This is a genomic window from Sulfurimonas sp. (assembly GCF_023228785.1).
Lineage (GTDB): Bacteria > Campylobacterota > Campylobacteria > Campylobacterales > Sulfurimonadaceae > Sulfurimonas.
Map to the genome: position 1 here is coordinate 1 of NZ_JALOAN010000006.1, position 18524 is coordinate 18524.

The following is an 18524-nucleotide window of genomic DNA, read 5'->3' on the forward strand; positions in this document are numbered from 1 at the left end:
GAATGGACGCTTCAACCATTATAAAAGATAGACTCAATATTGTTATATCAAATATATTACTTGGTGTTCTTCTTATTACACTTCTAACGGCTGTTTTAATCAATATAAGAATTGCCCTTGTAATTGCGTTGGGTATTCCTACCTCTTTTGTTATGGGTGCTATATATTTTTATCTCACAGGACACAGCATCAACATCAATTCACTTATCGGTGTTTTAATCGCTATAGGTATTATTGTTGATGATGCCATTGTTGTGAGTGAAAATATTCAGCAATATATTGAAAAAGGCTATAGCGCAAAGGATGCAGCATATCTAGGAACAAAAGAGGTCGCAAAACCTGTTATGATAGCCTCTTTAACTACTATATTTTCATTTATTCCTCTTTTGATGATAAGCGGAAAATTGGGAGAGATAGTAGAACTTATACCCATCGCTTTTAGCGCACTTGTTATTGCTTCACTTATAGAGTCTTTTATCTTTTTACCACTACATGCTACACATATTTTAGGTTCAAATTCAAAAGCTCGCTCGTGGGATAGAGTAAACCTACTCTATCAAAAAGCCTTAAGTTTTCTTCTTAAGCATCAAAAAAGTTTTTTGTTGACATTTCTTATTATTGTGCCTCTTTTAACTTTTTACGGAGTGCAAAAATCAAAATTTCAAATGTTTCAGCCCTTTGATGATTCCTCTATAAACATTACATTTAAAGCAGATCCAACAACTTCACTTGAAGAGTCTTTAAATATTGTGCAAACCTTAGAAAAAGAGATATTAAAAGAGCATAAGAGATTTTTCACAAAGCATGTTAGCTCTACGGCTGGATATAGAAGAAGTGCTACTGGCACAACTGAAATCTATCCATATGTTGGCTATATCTCTTTAGAGTTGCATAAAATGAAACCTGAAAATTTTGTAGATAAATACATCACACCCTATCTTAGTTTCTATTATGATGATAAAGATAGGATTAGAGATATCTCTTCTCAAAAAATATCAAAGGATCTAAGAGTTTGGCTAAAAGAGCAGAAGTATGAAGAAAAATTTCATCTAAATAGCCTTATGGTAGTGGAAAACAAAATGGGAAATACAAAAGCGGATATTCGCATCGGTGTTATTAGTGACGATTATCAAAAAGCGATGAGTGCTGTTAGAACTATTGAAGATAGATTTAGCGAAATAGAAGGTATAGAGTATTTTGGTAACAACATAAAAGTTGGTACAGATGAGCTTAAACTTAAACTAAACAGCTACGGCGAAGAGCTAGGAATAACCGAAAAAGTTCTAGGTAACTACATCTCAAAGCTCTATCTCTCACTTAAAATTGCCACCATCTATGATGGACGTGAGCTTTTAGATGTAAAGATAAAATCACTCAACTTTAAAGATGATCTAGAGAGTTTTAAAAGATTAGAAATTCCTCTACAAAACAACACCTATGTAAAGCTTGAGGATATTTGTGAATTTGAAAAAGTAGCTGCTCTAGAGATGTTAGTCAAAGATGATGGGCATACTAGCTTCTATGTTTTTGCAAATGTTGATCCTTTTAAAACAACAGCGACAGAGGTTTTACAAAAAATAGAACCAACAATTAACAAATTAAAAGAAGAGGGGTTGGAATTGAAGCTTAAAGGCGAAGCAGAACAGAAAAAGAGTATGCAATCGGAGATGATATTAGCATCTATTGTTGCTATGGTTTTAATCTTTATCTCTATTTTGTATCTTTTTAACTCCATAAGAGAGACTCTAATAGTAATGTCAGTCATTCCTTTCTCTCTACTTGGTGTATATATAGGTCACTTTATTATGGGATTCAACATCTCTCTACCTTCTCTCATAGGTGCGCTAGGACTAGCAGGAGTTATCGTAAATGACGGCATCTTGATGATGTCAACTATAAAAACAGCTACACACAAAGATGATATTTTTGCTCTTGCGGCAAGAAGATTTAGACCCATTGTGCTTACTTCTGTTACCACTATCATTGGGCTTTCATCACTCATATTTTTTGCAACGGCTCAAGCCGTAACATTTCAACCTTTAGCTATTGCTATTGGCTTTGGGCTTTTGTGGGGGACTATACTAAACCTCTTTTATCTGCCAACAATATACAACTTTTTACATAGATTTAGGAGAGAAAAATGAACAGATATGTATCATCATTTATAATAAGTGCTATTTCTTATTTGCTTATTGTAATTACAATTATATATATAATAAATGTCGAAACAACCTTGAGTATAGATGCTAAAGTAGAAGATGTCAGAAAAGTTTGTTTTACAGTAGTTACTCAAACTAAGCCTCAAAAACCAAAGCAAGAAAAAAAGATCACACCGAAGCCAAAACCTAAGCCAAAACCTAAGCCAAAACCTAAGCCAAAACCTAAGCCAATTCCTCAGCCAACAAAAGAGCCAATTATTGAAGAAAAAGTTGAAGATGAACCAGTTGTAGAAGAGGAAGTTGTAGAAGAAATAGTCGAAGAAATTCAAGAACAAAGAGAAGAGATTGTTCAAGAGCCAACAATTAAAGAAGATATTTTAGTAAAAGAGCAAAATGAAATAAATCAAGATCTTCTCTTAGCAAAACAAAATAAATTTATAAACGATTTGATAAAAAGAATAAATGAGAATAAATCATATCCAAATATGGCTAGAAGAAGAGGTATAGAAGGTCTTGTGGATGTGAAGTTTAAAATACTCTCAGATGGCAATGTAAAAGAGATGCAAATAGTATCTGGAAGAAGTGTTTTTCAAAAATCAGCTTTAGAAGCAATTAGTAAAAGTTTTCCTGTTACTCTTGAAGAATCACTATTTAACTTCCCAAAAGAATTTAGAGTAAAACTCTCATATACTTTGAAATAGTTTTAAATGTTAAGTCTAACTATGCAACCTTTTTTGGGTTGGTTAATAAACCTCTAAAACCTCTCCAAAGAGTTCTTCTTTGTTGTATAGTGATTGCTCGTTTTCTAGGATTTTTGAGTTATTTACACAAAAAAGCATAGCGTTTGCCTTGCTCCCTACTTTTATCTCTCCAGCATCAAAACCTATGGTAGATGCAGGGTTTTTACAGGCTATTTGTATGAGTTCTGACATCGTTATAAGTTCACTCTTTACAAGCTTTGTATAGTAAATGCTCATCGCATCGCTTAGTGTTTCACAGCCATAAGCTGCGTCATAAAAAGCAACCTCTTTGTTGATGGGTGAACTTGGTTGATGAAGAGTTGTTAAAACATCTATCTCTTTGTTTTTAAGTGCTTCAATGAGTAGTTCAACATCACCTTTTGATGATAGTGGCGGATCTAGTTTTGCAGTGGTGTTAAAGTCCTCACAAGCTTCATCTGAGTGAGTTAAATGGTTTATGGAAACCTCACATTTCACATCCACTCCATCTTTTTTCGCTTTTGTTATAAGAAAAATAGAGCGAGGAGATGCTATGGATTTAAAGAGGATTTTTATCTTAAAGTGTCTTGCGATTTCTATCATTCTTGAGACATGCAAAACTTCACTCAAATCTGGGATGCCAGCAAGACCTAACTTTGAGCTAACATCACCATCAAGCATAACTCCACTCTTTATAAGAGAGTTATCCTCCGCTTTACAAAAAATAGTTTTATTATACATTTGAGCATACTGGGCTATTTTTATAGCCACATCATTTTTTGCTATGGTACTCATATATGGAGTTATCGCTCCACTTTTTAAAAGTATGGCGATATTACTTAGCGTGCTATCCTCTTTTAGAGAATTTAACATAAGCTCAACTTTTGCACCCTCTAGATCGTGAAGCCCATTTTGTGCAAATTCTAAGACTATTTCATTATCAATAGCTGGAGTACTATCCGCATTTACAACAACAACTCCAACTCCACCGCGGTGTGCTTCTTTTGATATCTTTTTTATGTTTTTAGAGTTTAAGATTGAGTCTTGTAGTCTTATATTTGTATCTACTAAAAGAGGTAAAAAGTATGCACCTTTAGCATCTCTTACATCTTTACAACTAAGACTATCTGCTATCTCCGTTATCACGCCATCTTCTATGCGAATATCAGCCTTGTACTCGCCATTTATATCACAAACAGTAGCATTTGATATTACCATGCTAATCTATCCTTATTCAAAATATTCTAAAAGTGCTTCTCTATCTATTGTTTTGGCTTTCATATCTATAATACCATTGTCTTTAAACGACTTTAATATCCTTGAGAGTGTCTCAGGTGACACACTTAAAATCTCTGCAATTAGTATATTTTTAGTTTGAAAGAAGTCCTCAGAGTGGTTGTACATATACTTTGCAACTCTCTCTTTAGAATCAAGAACTAAGTTTGTTGAGATGATAACCTCAAGGTTTTTGATCTTTTTTATCAAAGATGTTTGGATGATATAAGAGAGCTCAGGGTTTGAGTAGATTATGTCTTTGAGTCCTGTAAAGTCTATCTTTAAAACTTCAACATCACTGTAAGCCTTAGCAGTAGCAGGATATGGCATCTTCTCAAAGTTAGCAACCTCTCCTATAAGTTCATTTTCATGAAAATATTTTAAAACTATCTCTTTATGACTCGACGAAGTTTTATATAATTTTATAATTCCCTTAGCTAAAAGATAGAGATATTTAGAGTCATCTCCCTCGTAAAAAACAATATTGTCCTTAGCTATAGTGTGCTGTGTCGTTAATTTTTCAATCTTAGAGATTGTGTCTTCATCCAAGTCTTTAAACATATCTATGTTTTGTAGTGTTAACTTCATTGGCCTATCTTCTTTACTCTTTTTACAACTTCGTCATAAGAGATAATCTCTTCGCCTTCTTTTATCACTTCTTTAGTTTTATGTGCTGAAAATCCATAAGCCATAGGTGTGACATTGTTTGTATCATAAAATGCCACTCTTGCATCTATAAACTCACCAGTATCAACATCTGTTATCCAGACTATTGCTTTGTCTTGCCAGCCTAAACCTTCTTCTTCAAACCAAAGAACCATACATCCTATGTCATCAAACATATATGTCTTTTGAGTGTCAGGATTTTTCACTTGTACAGTGTTTTTTCTATCACTTACTACCATGACACATCTACTACACATATCTCTATCCCAGTGGACTTTAGAAGCACCTTTTTGTGTTTCTTTTTCACAGGCTATAAAAGAGAGACTTATAGCAAGCAGTAGTACAACCTTTAGATATTTCATCATCAAAGCCAAACTCCATTTCTTATAAAATATATCATCACAAATGATGTTAGCAATATAACATAAAGAGAATTAAATATCAGAGACATTTTATAGCTTTTTAGTTTGTCCTCCTTTTTAGACTCAACAAAACCAACAACAAGTCCATAAAATGTTCCTAAAAATAGAAGTGTATAGATAAGATAACCTACAAAGTAGTAATCACTTTGTAAAAAGCAAAATGGGCAGTGATGAGATGGAAGTTCGTATATGTAAGTCCCAAAAAAGACTATGAGCGTAATTAAAGATATTGGTACAAAAAGAGCATTACTTATGGCAAAAAGGTACTTGTTTTTTAAAAAGTAAAACACAACTATAAGTAAAAATATTCCATAAAACATATAAAGAAGAAGAGAAGTGTCAAGTGCAAATATACTAGATATTGCCGAAGTTGAAGTGCTAGAATAAAGTGTACCACAACAACTAACCATCTTATCTATTTCAATAGATCCAAACATAACTCCCTCAATAACTAACTCAGCCATAAATAGAAAAAAAGCTATTATAAAAAAAGCAAATTTTTGTTTTAAGAAAGGTTGCTTTTCATGTTTGACATCTTCATTATGAAGAGCAATCCAGTAAGCAAATATGTAGAGATTTATGATCTTTAAAACAAAAAGAGCAGTCCCTGTGTCTGTAGCATCTACAACTCCAGCCCCGCACATCGCCCCTGTTAGGACATTTGAGATCTTATCAAGCGTAAAGACAAAAAATAGAAATAGAGGAACTTTTATGATAAAAATAAATTTAATGATAGTCGCTGCTAAGTAGCTCTGTTTTTCTAAGCGATACTGAGCTTTACTAGTAGAGCTTAGATCCCAGTTTAGGTAGATCTTAACACTCAAGTAAAAAGCGATGATCCCAAAAAAAGCAAAGATAGTGTTTAATATAAAAATGGCTAAAACTTCAGGAGTTAGTATCAAATGATAGCTCCATTGTGCATCTCAATCTCTCTATCTACAATATCAAGACCAAAAAAGAGTGGATCATGTGTAGCTATAACTATGGTTTTGTTTAATTTTTTTAATTCTTTTAACATCTCTATAAAGTGCAAAGATAATTTCTCATCTAAATTTGCTGTTGGCTCATCTGCTATGATGATTTTAGGCTCGTTTACATTTGCTCTAGCAATTGCGACACGTTGTTGCTCTCCACCTGAGAGGTTCTTTATGATGGCATCTTTTTTATGAGAGATCTTAAACATCTCCATGACTCTAGTTAGTTTTTCATCTGCATCATCTGGATCTGGGTTTAGTGGAACTAGAGGAAGTAAAATGTTCTCTTTTACACTAAGCGTAGTTATAAGGTTGTACTTTTGAAAAACAAAACCAATATTGTCTCGTCTATATTCAGATGCAAAGTTGTCGGGGAGTTTTGAGATCTGCTTAGTATCTACTATAACTTCGCCCGTTGTAGGTTTACTAAGTGCTGCGATAAGTGAGAGCACACTACTCTTTCCACTTCCACTAGCACCACGAAGCACTACAAGTTCGCCCTCACCTATTTTCATGCTCACATCATTTAGTGCCACAACTATATTGTTTTTATTTATCTCATAGCTTTTAGTAACATTTTTAAGTTCTATCATCTTATAACCTCGTCTGCATCTAGTGTAGAAATTTTCCACGATGGGATGATTGTCGCTGCTATATAGATAGGAACACTTAGAAAAAATACTAAAAAGAGAGTTTGAACATCAAAGATAAATGGAAGCTCAAAAGATGTTTTTAGTTGAGAATAACCTGTAAATATATTTTGTAAAAGTGGAGCTTGAAAGATATAGACAAAACCAACTGCAAGTATAACACCTATCATATAAGAGAAAAAAGAGATGATAAATCCCTCGTAAAATTTTTCTTTTAAAACATCATCAACTCTCCAGCCTATTGCCTTTAATATACCTATTTCTCTCTTTTCTTCACTACTAAGTCCACTTGCCTTGTCATAAATGATGATAAAAAAAGTAAAAAGTGAGACCACAAAAAGAGCTAAAAATATACCACTCTTATAGTCAAAAATATTTTGATACGAGATCTTAAGATCGTTTTTTGTAATGATTCTACTATCTGGAAATACCAGCTTTATCTTTGAAGCAATTGTTGCTACTTCATCAGGATTTGAGACCTTTACAACGATATCTGTCGCCATACTTTCTCTCATATCAAAGATCTCTCGAACATCAGCTTTTGACATTACTATAATGTCATTTGATTCAAGTTGCGTGTCTCCATCAAAAACACCAACTAGATCTACTCTTTTTAGTGTTCCATCTGGCTTTATAAAGTTAAAGTAGTCTTTGTAGTAGTTTTTCTGCATTGTATCTTTAACTCCGCGTCCAACTACCATAGAACTATCTTGCGTGTTCATTAACTCACTTGTCTCTACAACTCTTTGTAGTGACTCTTTATACTGCGCTTCAAACTCATCTACTCCAACTAAAGAGAAGTTCACACCAGCGTTTTCAAAGTAGTAGTAACCCCAAACACGAGCGACTGCATCTACAACTCCTGTAATAGCTAGTATCTCTTCTGTAGCATGAGTTTCTATATCGTAATGTCTTCCAGCCTTTATCTTTTGAACTACTATCTCAGGAAGAGCATCAACAGTAGAGTTTAGTTCGTATTTTATGGAGTTTGTTATAAAAAATATACTTGTAAGTAAAAAGATTAAGAAGGTAAGTGTTGTTGCTATAAAAATATTTTTATATTTTTGTCTAAGTATTGCATTTATTGCATACTCTATGAGGTAGAAGTTAATTTTCTTTCGCACTTTAATCTGCCTTTTGTTTGTGTGAGTGTGAATATGTGTATGTTGATACAAAGTACTCTCTTAAGCTTCCATCATCTTTATAAATACTAAAGAGATCACTCATGCTTCTGTGTCGCACAAATGTAGCCTCTGTAGATATTGCTAGATCTGGAAGAGCTATGATGCTGACAAACTCTTTTCTTTTTTCTAAACCCTCATTGTCAAGACTCTTTGCCGAGAAAATATAGAGAGTCTCTAAAGTGAAAAAAACTAAAAGAGCAAACAAAAAGAGCAAAAGTTTTGGTGTCTTTGGAGTATAAAGATTTTTACTCATCTAACTTTCTAATGACCAACTCATCTATCTCATCAAACTTGAGTATTTTTTTACCTTTATGATCAAGACTAAAAGTCTTTGCATCTTCAAGCTTTGCAAATGGTATCAACTCATCTCCCATAGGACCATAAACATCACTCCCTGCAACAAAAAAAGAGTCTCTGGCTTCTATCGCTTTTTGTGAGTAGTAGTCTGTTACTAAAATCTTAGAAATGCCCTCTTTATTTAAAAAATAGTACTTCATAAGATCTTTGACTCCATCAAAAGAGTAGTGAGTTTGTGGGTAGTAGATCTGAGCTGCCCATTTTGGATATTTGTAAACAAACATACCACAAATAGGACATTTCTCATCCTTCGTTACTTCTATCTTACCCTCAATACTTCCAAGATCTCCAAGGCGCTTAACCTCCCATAGATAGAGTGCTACAGCTTGAAGTTTTTGCTCATCCATAGGCTTACAAAGTTTAGAGTTTTTGATATCAGCTTTTAGTTCATTTATCTCTATATAGTTAGTCTCATCTATATCTTTACTACACATCTTCTCATATATTTTCTCACCCATTGCATAAACTTTTTTCTCTTTTTTACTCTGCGAGAGAGCCTTATCACTAGCAAGAGATTGTTTTGCAGATTTTATTGCTTCATCAAAGCTGACTATCTTACCACCATGTTTTTTAATATGTTCATTTGCGTCATCTTTTAGTGCAAAAGCCAGTTTAGAGACTCTGCTCATAGTGCCTTTAACATCTGAATCTAGCACATAAAAAGCATCGTTAGCATATATGAGTTTTTGACTACTAGCATCTACTACTTTGATACTAGAATCCTCAATGCCATACTCTTCTTTATCTTCTACCAAACATCTCATAGAACAGTATTGTCTTGGAGTTTTATTTTTAAGTTCTGCAGCATGAGAAGTTTTGTAAAACATCTTTATACTCATCCCACAAACTGGACACCACTCTTTTTCTGCGCCTTTTTGCACTAAATGAGGTTCACCTGTTGAGACTTTAGAAAAGTTATGCGCACTAAGACTCAAAAAGAGCGCTAGTAAAATAATTATTGCTTTCATTGTAATCCTTAAATCAAAAAATAATTCTACCTAAAACTAATTAAATACTCCGAAAAATTATCAAACTAGATCCTGAATCAAGTTCAGGATGACGGTTTTTGCTTCACAATGACGCTTTACTTCACGATGACGTTTTCTTTCACGATGACGCTTTGCTTCACAATGACGTTTTCTTTCGCGATGACGTTTTGCTTCACGATGACGTCCCACCCCACCGTCATTCCGTGCTTGACACGGAATCTAGTTTATAAATCAATTAGAGGGTTAAATTACAATAATATAAAATATAATAAATCTTTATCTATCTTTTACCTAAGTAAATTCCAACTGCTTGAAGTTTTTTTGCGTCCATTTCTCCACAAAGCTTGCTTGACATAACATAAGCTTTAGCCTCAGCTGTAGAGTTAAACTTTTTATCTGTTTTTTTACACATTTTGTTGTAAATCATCTCACCTTTTTTAGCCATGTCAGCTTGTTTTTTAGCTACCATTTTCATCTCACCCTCAAGTGCTTTTGAAGCTAATGCATAAGTTTGTTCGAAATTCATAAGCTCTCCACCAAACTCTTTATGAAATGCCTTCGCATCATCAGCGTTTGCAAATGCATATTTACTCGTCATACTCATAGTGCCTTTTTTACTACTTCCAACTACATAGTGAGCACTCTGTGCATCTATGAACTTTAAAGTATTAGTATCTACTACTTTGATGTCTTTTAGAGAGTTCTTGTTTTTGAGGTTTGTCTCAGCTAGACAATGAAGTGAACAGTATTGTTCTGTATGATCTTTATGAGTTGCTGCATGATTTGTTTTGTAAAACATAGGAAGCGTCATACCACATGTTGGGCAATACATCTTAGCATCACCATCTTGAAGAATTGTAGCTTTTTCCATAGGCACTGCTTGAAACATCTTCATCTCTTTGTTTTTTTGAGGTTTACCCTCACCCATAACTCCAAACAATATAGTGCTAAGCACTAAAATACTCGCGATAATTTTACTCATTTTCTATCTCCTAATCTTATGATTTGTATAATCATACTAAATAATAGTTAAATAAGTGTTAATTTTTACGCAAGTCTAAGTAAAAGTAATCTTCTGATAAAAAGAACGATCAGACCCACAGCTAAGATCTTAAAGTCAAGCTCACTAGCTAGATGGACATTTTTAAAAGTATCACTCTGAGTTGCTTCAACTCCAATAGCCTGCATTGAAAGAATTTTAGGTGAGTAAACAGCACTAAACATTAAAGATGAAAAAATTACAGTGATGGCACTTCCAAAAGCTATGGCATCTCTTTGACCTAATTTATACATAGCAGCTTCATAGATTATAACTACAGTTGCAACAAAATATATCCAGTAACTAAATCTATGAAATATCTCTCCCATGATGATGCCAGAGTTGAAATGGTCAAGTGCAACATCTACAAGTATCTTGTTTGGATTGAAAACAACAGGTGCTACCATTGCACCCAAAACCATAACAGCTCCAAAAGTAGCCGCTAGAATCACGAGGTAACTAAAATCTACATATATTTTTTTTCTCAAAGTTAAAACCCTTATATCTTTAGAGTAAATCCACGATCAAATTTACTATAATCATTGTAAAACTCCAAGCTCTTAAAGTCAGTGTTTTTCAAATAGTTTTGTATTTTATCTTTTTGGTCATAACCTATCTCACAGGTAAAGAAGTTAATCTCCCTTCTTAAGACTTCATCAAGAAGATTTTTAATAATTTCATCACCGACTTCTCCACCAAAGAGAGCATTTTGTGGCTCGTATGAAAGATTTGTCTCTAGCTTTGCATCTTGTGCAATATAGGGAGGATTTGACACAAGATAGTCTATCTTTTCACTTACCTCGTCTAACAAAGAGCCGTGTCTTAACTCTACCCTATCTTCAAGTTTAAATCTTTTTATATTTTCTCTTGCGACCTCTAGTGCATTTTCTGAGATATCTACAGCTATAAATTTAGCATTTTTAAAATGCTTTGCCAGGATTATAGAGATAATACCACTTCCAACTCCAACTTCTGCAAATCTTATAAAGGCTCCAGAGTCAGGATAGTTTTTTATAACTTCATCTATAAGAAGCTCTGTCTCAGGACGAGGAATAAGCGCGCCTCTATCTATAAAAAACTCCTCAGAGTAAAAGCTTACACTTTTTGTGATGTACTCAAGCGGTTCGTTTTTCGCTCTTCTTTGAACCATCTCATATAGTAGATCTAGGTTTGTAACTTCTGATTTTTGATTTGAGATGAGCCAAAGTTCATCTTTTTGCAAGTGATGCATCAAAAGAAGTTGTGCTTCTCTTGATGCTCTTGGTATGTGTGGATCCAATATTTTTGTAATCTCAACTAAAGTTTCTCTAACTAAATATCCGCTTCGCATTTGCCCTCTAGTAAACTTTTGTCCATCTCTCCTACATCAACACCCAAAACCTTAAGTCTTTCTAAAACTGGTGGATGTGTATAGTGAAAAAATATATATAAAGGATGAGAAAGAGGAAAACTCTTGTTCTCTTGTACAAGTTTTGTAAGTGCATTTGCAAGTTCTACTTCTCCACCTGCTCCACCTAACTCACTCCCTACTCTATCTGCCTCATACTCATTATGTCGGCTCATTATTCCCATAATTGGCATCATTATAAAGCCTAAAACTGGCATAAAAAGAAGCAAAAGGATCATTAAAACATAAGGTTCGCTAGTTATTCCCATCTCTAAGTAAAGTGAATCTGGAAGATTTCCAAAGATCCCAAACATAAGTAGAAGCATCGCTCCAACTAGTGCTATATTTTTATAGATATCGCCGTGTGCAAAGTGACCAAGTTCATGCCCTAAAACTGCTAAGAGCTCTTTTGTAGTGAGTTTTTCTATAAGTGTATCAAAAAGAACAACTCTCTTAGCCTTACCAAATCCACCAAAGTAAGCATTGAGTCTTGCATCTCTTTTTGAAGCGTCACTTACAAAAACTCCAGAGCTAACAAAACCAGTTTTGTCCATCAGATCTTTTATCTGCTCATCTAAAGCTTCATCTTTTAGTGGTGTTAATTTGTCAAAAAACATAGCGCGAAAAGCTGGGTAGAGCATATTTATAAGAACTACAACACCAAAAATAAAAACAAAACTCCATAACCACCAAAGTGTAAAACTTGTAATAATTGTATAGATCCCCCAAACAACCAGTGAGCCAAGAAGTAGTGTCATAGCAAATGATATAAGTGTATCTTTTATCCACTGTTTTTTGCTAGATTTGTTAAATCCAAACTTAGCATCTATAACAAACTTTTCATAGTATGTAAACGGCAGAGAGATTATAGAGTTAATGATAACAAAGCTCATAACTATAGCTATACTCATCATAGCCTCTTCTTTAAATACCATCTCACCAGAGAGATATGCTATACCAAAACTCATCCAAACTATAAACATAAGATAGTCAAAAAATGAGCTTACAATACTTAGTTTCTCTTTTGCTACAGAGTAATTTGCGGCTTTTATAAAGTCGCTATCACTAAGCAATATGGCTTTTTTTCTCTTTGCTGTATTTACAAAACCTATCTGCATAACGCTTGTATAGATGGAGACTAAAACAAAAATTGTATATATTGCGATAACTGTCATTAACATATCTTGACCTTACTTTTTTGAAATTGTATCAAAACTATTATCTCATAGGTACAGTTTTATATGTTTTATCGATTGATAAAGACTCATCTTTATCACTATAACTTACCGCAATACCATAAATAACACTCATAAGAAGTCCAACAATAATAACAGCCCAAACAACTTTTTTCTTTTGACCTTTTAAGCCATTATAATCTTCAATATCTTCTAATCTTGGTTCACTCATGACATATCCTTCTATTTTTATAAGAATACCTTGTTATTGTTATAAGAGCAACTCTCATCAAAATTAGAAAAATTATTTAAGCATTTTTCTAACTTGACTCAATCAAAAACAACTATGTTATAATCTTTACAAATATTATAAGGAGTTCGTCATGATAAAAATCATAAGTGCTATAAGTATCTTAAGTTCTCTACTGTTGGGTGTAGATGGTTATGAAGTATATAAAAAAAACTGTGCCTCTTGCCATATTGAGATAATGAAAAAAGCTGAAATGATGAAAAAATTTAGCACTTTAAAGGCGCCCCCGATGATTCAGGTCGCTTTGAGGTTAAAAGAAAATATCATTATAAGAAATGAAGATGAAGATGTTCATCGTCACCTTTTTATGCTGTTTGTAAAAAACTACATAGAAAATCCAAGTATTGATTACATTATGTGTCACCCACAAGCTATTGATACATTTGGGGTCATGAAAAGCATAAAAGGTTTAAGCCAAGAGGAAAAAGAAGCAGTTGCTTACTGGATCTATGATAGATATGAAGATGTTGACTTTGAGTAGAAAAAGAGTATTTAGATATAATTGCAGTATTTAAATTTAGAGGATTTTTTTTGCGCCTTTTACTGCTTTGTTTTACTCTTTTTTCTCTCTCTTTTGGCTCTTATGATGATGGCAAAAAGCTCTACATTCAAAAAGCTTGTGGAAATTGTCACGGAGCAAAGCTAGAGGGAATGCATATGTATCCCTCTCTAGCAAACCGAGCTAAAGGCTTTTTATCCTACAAACTAAAGAGATTCAGATCTAAGATCTCAGACAACCAACAACAAGAGATGATGATACCATTTGCGCAAAACCTTAGTGATAAAGATATAGATGATTTAACTCTTTATATGAATGAGTTTATAGATAGTGTTAACAAAGAGAGATATGATACCTCCTTTGCAGTAGAAGGAGATGGTGGTTCATGAAAATCTTAGTAAGTGCACTAGAGCACTCAGCAAATATTCACCTTAAGTCTTTAAAAAAAGAACTCAGCGATGATGTTAAATTTATTGGGATCTTTGATAGTGAGCTTGGAGAACCTATAGTAGATCTAAGAAGTCTTGCTATCATGGGGTTTGTAGATGTTATAAAAAAACTTCGTTACTTTTTTAAACTAAATGCTCAAATGGTTGAACTTGCATCTAGTGTTGATAAAGTCCTGCTCATAGACTCTTCAGGCTTTAATCTCCCTCTTGCAAAAAAAATCAAAAAAAGATATCCAAACAAAGAAATCATCTATTATATCTTACCTCAAGCATGGGCATGGAAGAAAAAACGCATACCAGTTTTAGAAAGAACTATAGATCACCTAGCATCGATTTTACCATTTGAAAAAGATTACTACTCTAAAAATGCTCCCATAACTTATGTAGGTCATCCTCTTCTTGATATCATAAAAGATTACAAAGAAGAAATAAATAGCGAAGTAAAAACCATAGCTTTTATGCCAGGAAGTCGCAAGGGTGAGATAAAAAAACTTATGCCAGTTTTTAAAGAGGTAAACCTAAAGTTAGGGCTTGAGTCACTCATCATAATCCCAGAATATTTTACTAAAGAAGATATAGAAGAAGTTTATGGTGATTTGTCTGATTTTAAGATTGTTCATGATGCTCACAAGACTTTAAAAGAGGTTGATTTTGCATTTATTTGTAGTGGAACTGCTACACTTGAATCTTCACTCATTGGGACACCTCTTATACTTAGTTATATTGCAAAACCACTTGATTATTTTATAGCTAGTAGGCTTGTAAAACTTAACTATCTAGGACTAAGCAACATCATGTTTTCTCAGTTCAATGATAGAAGTTTGCATCCTGAATTTATCCAAAAAGATGTAACATCAGGCAATCTTATAAAAGCCTTTTTAGATTATGATAGAGCACAATTTTTTAATGATTCTAAACTACTTAGAGCGTATTTAGGGCATGGTAGTTCAAAAGAAGTAGCAAAAATTTTAGAAAAAACAATTATAATGGAACAAAAATGAAGATAAATTTTATAGATTTACAAACTCAGTATTTAAAGTATAAAGAAGAAATAGATAGTGAAATGGCAGAAGTTTTACACTTATCTGAGTTTATTGGTGGGCAAAAACTTGATGACTTGGAGAAAGACTTAGCATCTTTTGTTGGAGTTAAACATGCCATAGCTTGTAGTAGTGCAACTGATGCCTTACTTTTATCACTTATGGCTCTAAATATTGGTTATGGAGATGAAGTTATAACTACTCCATTTGCCTTTGTTGCTGCTGCTGAGGCTGTCGCTTTTTTAGGTGCTAAACCTATTTTTGTAGATATTGATAAAGATAGTTACAATATAGATCCGAGCAAAATTGAAGCTGTAATAACAGATCGAACAAAGGCCATCATACCAGTTTCACTTTTTGGCCAGTGTGCAGATATGGATCCAATTAATGAGATAGCAAAAAAGCATGAGATAGCAGTTATAGAAGACGCTTCTCAAAGCTTTGGGGCTACTTACAATGAAAAAAAATCATGTTCACTCTCAACTATCGGCTGTACAAGCTTTTTCCCATCTAACCCTCTTGGTGCTTATGGAGATGGCGGAGCTCTTTTTACAAATGATGATGAACTTGCACAAAAGATAAGAGTACTGATAAACCATGGTCAAGATGAGAAATATAAACACAAATATATAGGAATAAATGGTCGCCTAGATGCTCTTCAAGCTGCAGTTTTAAATGTTAAGCTTAAGTACTTTGAAGAAGAAATAAAATTGCGTGATGACATAGGAAGCAGATATAGCGATCTGCTTGAAGATGCAGAAATCATCACTCCTAAGGTTGCAGAAAATCTTACAAGTGTTTATGCTCACTACTCTATAAGAGTACAAGATAGAGAAGCAATGCTTGAAAAACTCAACTCCAAAGAGATTCCAACAGCAATTTGCTATCCAATATCCATTCACTTGCAAGAAGCTTTTTTATATTTAGGATACAAAGAGGGAGATTTTCCTATAAGCGAAGAAGTATCAACTCAAATAATATCTCTCCCTATGAGCCCATATCTAACAGAGACAGAGCAAGATTTTATTGTTGAAGCTATAAAGGCTACTTAATGCAGTTTAAATTTCACACTAATTTTTCATGATCTCTATTATTTGACATAGTCAACCACCTTAGCCTCTACTGTAACCTCTTTTGCAAACTCAACTACCTTTAGATGCTCTTCATGTATAGCATAAGCATGAAGTCCGGCTTTATCATCAAATGTTGAGTATAGTGAGAGATCATATGCTCTCTCTGACTTACTAAAGTCAATACCAACTTCCATTGATTTGAGCGATGCAATTAGATCTATGAGAGCTTCTATCCTGTTTTTCATCTCTATCAAATTTCTCTCTTTATTTTCTTCTTTGAACTTAAACATAACTATATGGACTATCATTAATACCCTTTTTAGTGAAAGTTTAGCATAATTGCACTATGAAAAAAACCATTAAAGATCTCTACGGAAGTGCGATACTATTTTTTTATTTTTTAAAGTGGCCATATCTTGTGGGCTATCCATTTTTGTATCTCAATGGACTAAACCAAAACCTCATACTAGATCTACTCTGGCTCATCTGCCTAGTTCTTGTTATAAAAGATATCTTTACTATGATAAAAAATAGAGAGATAAATAGATGCAAAAAAAGAAACAAAACCAAGTAAATTTCGAAAATTATTTCTCTTAGTTTAAATATATATTACAGAATTCCTTTCCAAAAAAATTCGGCTATCATCACTATCAAAAATATTCCTACAAGATTTAAAACAAAGCCGTACTTCATCATGCTTTTTACATCAACAGCACCGCTACTCATAGCTATAGCATTTGGTGGAGTAGCAATTGGTAGCATAAAAGCATAACTAGCACAAAGCGTTGCAACCATCATAAAAAGTGTAGTGTTTATACCAGTTTGCTCAGCCACTGAGTATATAACAGGAAGCATTATAGATATAAGCGCTGTATTTGAGGTTATCTCTGTTGTAAAAGTTATAAGTGCTGCAATTGCAAAAAGTAGCAATATTGGACTTAGATTTGTCATTACTACAAGATAAGATGCAACTTCAGATGCAAGTCCTGTATCGCCAAACGCTTTTGCTATAGAAAAACCAGCACCAAATAAAAACATAATTCTATATGGAATTTTAGCCTTGTCATCCATCCACTCTAAAATATTAAAAGGTGGCATAAACAACATTAGTCCAGCCGCTAAAAGTAGACTAGCTTCATTAAGTCCTAATCCTCCCCAAAATGGATTCATAGGTGCATTTAAAAGTAGCAAAATTATCAAAATACCAATGATATACAAAACTTTTCTTTGTGGTTTTGAGAGATGAGAATCATTCGCTTCTCTCTTTATAGGAGTATTTTTCAAACCAACACTAAGCAAAGAACTAACAACTATAAACATTAAAATAGCCAAAGGTGCTACCATCCAGATCCACTGAATAAATGGAATCATCTCCATAGACTTGTCATTCATGATACCAAGAAGTATAAGGTTTGGTGGAGTACCAATAGGAGTAATAATTCCTCCAACACTAGCACCATAGGCGATAGCTAATGCAAATCTTAGTTTTAGTTTTATATCTTTTGTGATAAAAAGAGCTATAGACATTAACAGCAAAGATGTAGTTGTATTTGAGAGTATGGAACTTAAAAGTCCAGATGTCATGGTAAGAGAAAATATCATCCCTCTAGGAGTATTTGGAAAAATATCAAGCATTTTATTAGCAATATAAGTGTGTAAACTTGTCTTCTCAACTGCAATAGCTATTAAAAAACCACCTAAAAAGAGATAGATGATGGGATTTGAGTAGTTAAGCGCTGTTGTTTTTGTATCTATAATAGAAAAAGCTGGAAAGAGGATGATAGGAAGAAGTGATACCACAGCAAGTGGCAAACCTTCATTTGTCCAAAGCACTACTAAAAAAGCAATAATTCCTAAAAGAGAAGCTTGAGTTATGTTAAAAAGAGTCAGTGAAATTAAAAATATTAAAAAACCTATGCCAACTCCCATGCCTATTTTTTTAAACTGCTCTATCTCTTCTTTACTCATATAGCTTCCTCACATTTTTTGCAACATCTTTATTAGAAATTATTTTAATTAAATGGTCCGAACAATTATTAAGGTGGATCCTGAATCAAGTTCATGATGACGCGTGTCCTTCATTCCGTGTTTGAGACGGAATCTGTCTCATAGATTTAACAGATGGTTCAATGATTTTAATTATTTTGTATATCATAA

At 33.5% G+C, this 18524-nt stretch carries 22 protein-coding genes; 7 read left to right on the forward strand and 15 right to left on the reverse strand.

Going from position 1 to position 18524, the window contains the following annotated elements:
• Positions 1-2144: efflux RND transporter permease subunit (locus tag M0Q24_RS02340; RefSeq protein WP_295046691.1), on the forward strand; the 2144-nt coding region annotated here is incomplete at its 5' end.
• Positions 2141-2860 (forward strand): energy transducer TonB, encoded by a 720-nt coding sequence (locus M0Q24_RS02345; protein WP_295046695.1) that lies wholly within the window; start codon positions 2141-2143, stop codon positions 2858-2860. The genes M0Q24_RS02340 and M0Q24_RS02345, both read left to right, overlap by 4 nt.
• A gap of 42 nt (positions 2861-2902) precedes the next feature.
• Here M0Q24_RS02345 and M0Q24_RS02350 read toward each other — a convergent pair whose 3' ends face one another.
• From M0Q24_RS02350 to M0Q24_RS02410, 13 genes are all read right to left on the reverse strand, one after another.
• Positions 2903-4096 (reverse strand): amidohydrolase family protein, encoded by a 1194-nt coding sequence (locus M0Q24_RS02350; RefSeq protein WP_295046698.1) that lies wholly within the window; start codon positions 4094-4096, stop codon positions 2903-2905.
• A gap of 12 nt (positions 4097-4108) precedes the next feature.
• Positions 4109-4741 carry a Crp/Fnr family transcriptional regulator gene (locus M0Q24_RS02355; RefSeq protein WP_295046701.1) on the reverse strand — a complete coding sequence of 211 codons (633 nt, stop codon included), beginning with the start codon at positions 4739-4741 and terminating at the stop codon, positions 4109-4111.
• Positions 4738-5184, reverse strand: a complete 447-nt coding sequence (locus tag M0Q24_RS02360) for a hypothetical protein (protein WP_295046705.1) — start codon at positions 5182-5184, stop codon at positions 4738-4740. Before M0Q24_RS02360 ends, M0Q24_RS02355 begins: the two co-directional genes overlap by 4 nt.
• Positions 5184-6143 (reverse strand): hypothetical protein, encoded by a 960-nt coding sequence (locus M0Q24_RS02365; protein WP_295046707.1) that lies wholly within the window; start codon positions 6141-6143, stop codon positions 5184-5186. The genes M0Q24_RS02360 and M0Q24_RS02365 overlap by 1 nt, the downstream gene beginning before the upstream one ends.
• Positions 6140-6808, reverse strand: coding sequence for an ABC transporter ATP-binding protein (locus M0Q24_RS02370; RefSeq protein ID WP_295046710.1), 669 nt, complete (start codon positions 6806-6808; stop codon positions 6140-6142). Before M0Q24_RS02370 ends, M0Q24_RS02365 begins: the two co-directional genes overlap by 4 nt.
• Positions 6805-7989, reverse strand: a complete 1185-nt coding sequence (locus M0Q24_RS02375; protein ID WP_295046713.1) for an FtsX-like permease family protein — start codon at positions 7987-7989, stop codon at positions 6805-6807. The genes M0Q24_RS02370 and M0Q24_RS02375 overlap by 4 nt, the downstream gene beginning before the upstream one ends.
• 1 nt (position 7990) lies before the next feature.
• Positions 7991-8302 carry a hypothetical protein gene (locus tag M0Q24_RS02380; RefSeq protein WP_295046716.1) on the reverse strand — a complete coding sequence of 104 codons (312 nt, stop codon included), beginning with the start codon at positions 8300-8302 and terminating at the stop codon, positions 7991-7993.
• Complete coding sequence (locus M0Q24_RS02385) at positions 8295-9374, reverse strand: nitrous oxide reductase accessory protein NosL (protein ID WP_295046718.1); 1080 nt, start codon at positions 9372-9374, stop codon at positions 8295-8297. Before M0Q24_RS02385 ends, M0Q24_RS02380 begins: the two co-directional genes overlap by 8 nt.
• A 301-nt stretch (positions 9375-9675) precedes the next feature.
• Positions 9676-10377, reverse strand: a complete 702-nt coding sequence (locus M0Q24_RS02390; protein WP_295046721.1) for a nitrous oxide reductase accessory protein NosL — start codon at positions 10375-10377, stop codon at positions 9676-9678.
• Positions 10378-10442: 65 nt separating this feature from the next.
• Positions 10443-10922 carry a DUF4149 domain-containing protein gene (locus tag M0Q24_RS02395; RefSeq protein ID WP_295046724.1) on the reverse strand — a complete coding sequence of 160 codons (480 nt, stop codon included), beginning with the start codon at positions 10920-10922 and terminating at the stop codon, positions 10443-10445.
• A gap of 11 nt (positions 10923-10933) precedes the next feature.
• The gene (prmC, locus tag M0Q24_RS02400) at positions 10934-11764 is read right to left on the reverse strand and encodes a peptide chain release factor N(5)-glutamine methyltransferase (RefSeq protein WP_295046726.1); all 831 of its coding nucleotides are present in this window, start codon (positions 11762-11764) and stop codon (positions 10934-10936) included.
• A complete protein-coding gene (locus tag M0Q24_RS02405) occupies positions 11746-13002 on the reverse strand; it encodes a M48 family metallopeptidase (protein WP_295046729.1) in 1257 nt (418 codons plus the stop codon). The genes prmC and M0Q24_RS02405 overlap by 19 nt, the downstream gene beginning before the upstream one ends.
• A gap of 37 nt (positions 13003-13039) precedes the next feature.
• Positions 13040-13228, reverse strand: coding sequence for a hypothetical protein (locus M0Q24_RS02410; RefSeq protein WP_295046731.1), 189 nt, complete (start codon positions 13226-13228; stop codon positions 13040-13042).
• Between the two features lie 151 nt (positions 13229-13379).
• Here M0Q24_RS02410 and M0Q24_RS02415 point away from each other — a divergent pair, with 151 nt between their 5' ends.
• The 4 genes from M0Q24_RS02415 to M0Q24_RS02430 are packed head-to-tail and all read left to right on the forward strand — an operon-like array spanning position 13380 to position 16346.
• Positions 13380-13787 (forward strand): c-type cytochrome, encoded by a 408-nt coding sequence (locus M0Q24_RS02415; protein ID WP_295046733.1) that lies wholly within the window; start codon positions 13380-13382, stop codon positions 13785-13787.
• 50 nt (positions 13788-13837) lie between these two features.
• A complete protein-coding gene (locus M0Q24_RS02420) occupies positions 13838-14194 on the forward strand; it encodes a c-type cytochrome (RefSeq protein ID WP_295046735.1) in 357 nt (118 codons plus the stop codon).
• Entirely contained in the window at positions 14191-15255 is a 1065-nt protein-coding gene (gene lpxB, locus M0Q24_RS02425; protein ID WP_295046738.1) for a lipid-A-disaccharide synthase, read from the forward strand. Before M0Q24_RS02420 ends, lpxB begins: the two co-directional genes overlap by 4 nt.
• Positions 15252-16346, forward strand: coding sequence for a DegT/DnrJ/EryC1/StrS aminotransferase family protein (locus M0Q24_RS02430; protein WP_295046740.1), 1095 nt, complete (start codon positions 15252-15254; stop codon positions 16344-16346). The genes lpxB and M0Q24_RS02430 overlap by 4 nt, the downstream gene beginning before the upstream one ends.
• A gap of 38 nt (positions 16347-16384) precedes the next feature.
• Here the strand turns inward: M0Q24_RS02430 and M0Q24_RS02435 are convergent, their stop codons facing one another.
• A complete protein-coding gene (locus M0Q24_RS02435) occupies positions 16385-16675 on the reverse strand; it encodes a Dabb family protein (RefSeq protein ID WP_295046743.1) in 291 nt (96 codons plus the stop codon).
• 38 nt (positions 16676-16713) lie between these two features.
• Here M0Q24_RS02435 and M0Q24_RS02440 point away from each other — a divergent pair, with 38 nt between their 5' ends.
• Positions 16714-16941, forward strand: coding sequence for a hypothetical protein (locus tag M0Q24_RS02440; RefSeq protein ID WP_295046746.1), 228 nt, complete (start codon positions 16714-16716; stop codon positions 16939-16941).
• A 35-nt stretch (positions 16942-16976) separates the two neighbouring features.
• On the opposite strand, the gene M0Q24_RS02445 is transcribed toward M0Q24_RS02440, so the two are convergent.
• Positions 16977-18335, reverse strand: coding sequence for a DASS family sodium-coupled anion symporter (locus tag M0Q24_RS02445; RefSeq protein ID WP_295046749.1), 1359 nt, complete (start codon positions 18333-18335; stop codon positions 16977-16979).
• Between the last annotated feature and the right edge of the window lie 189 nt (positions 18336-18524).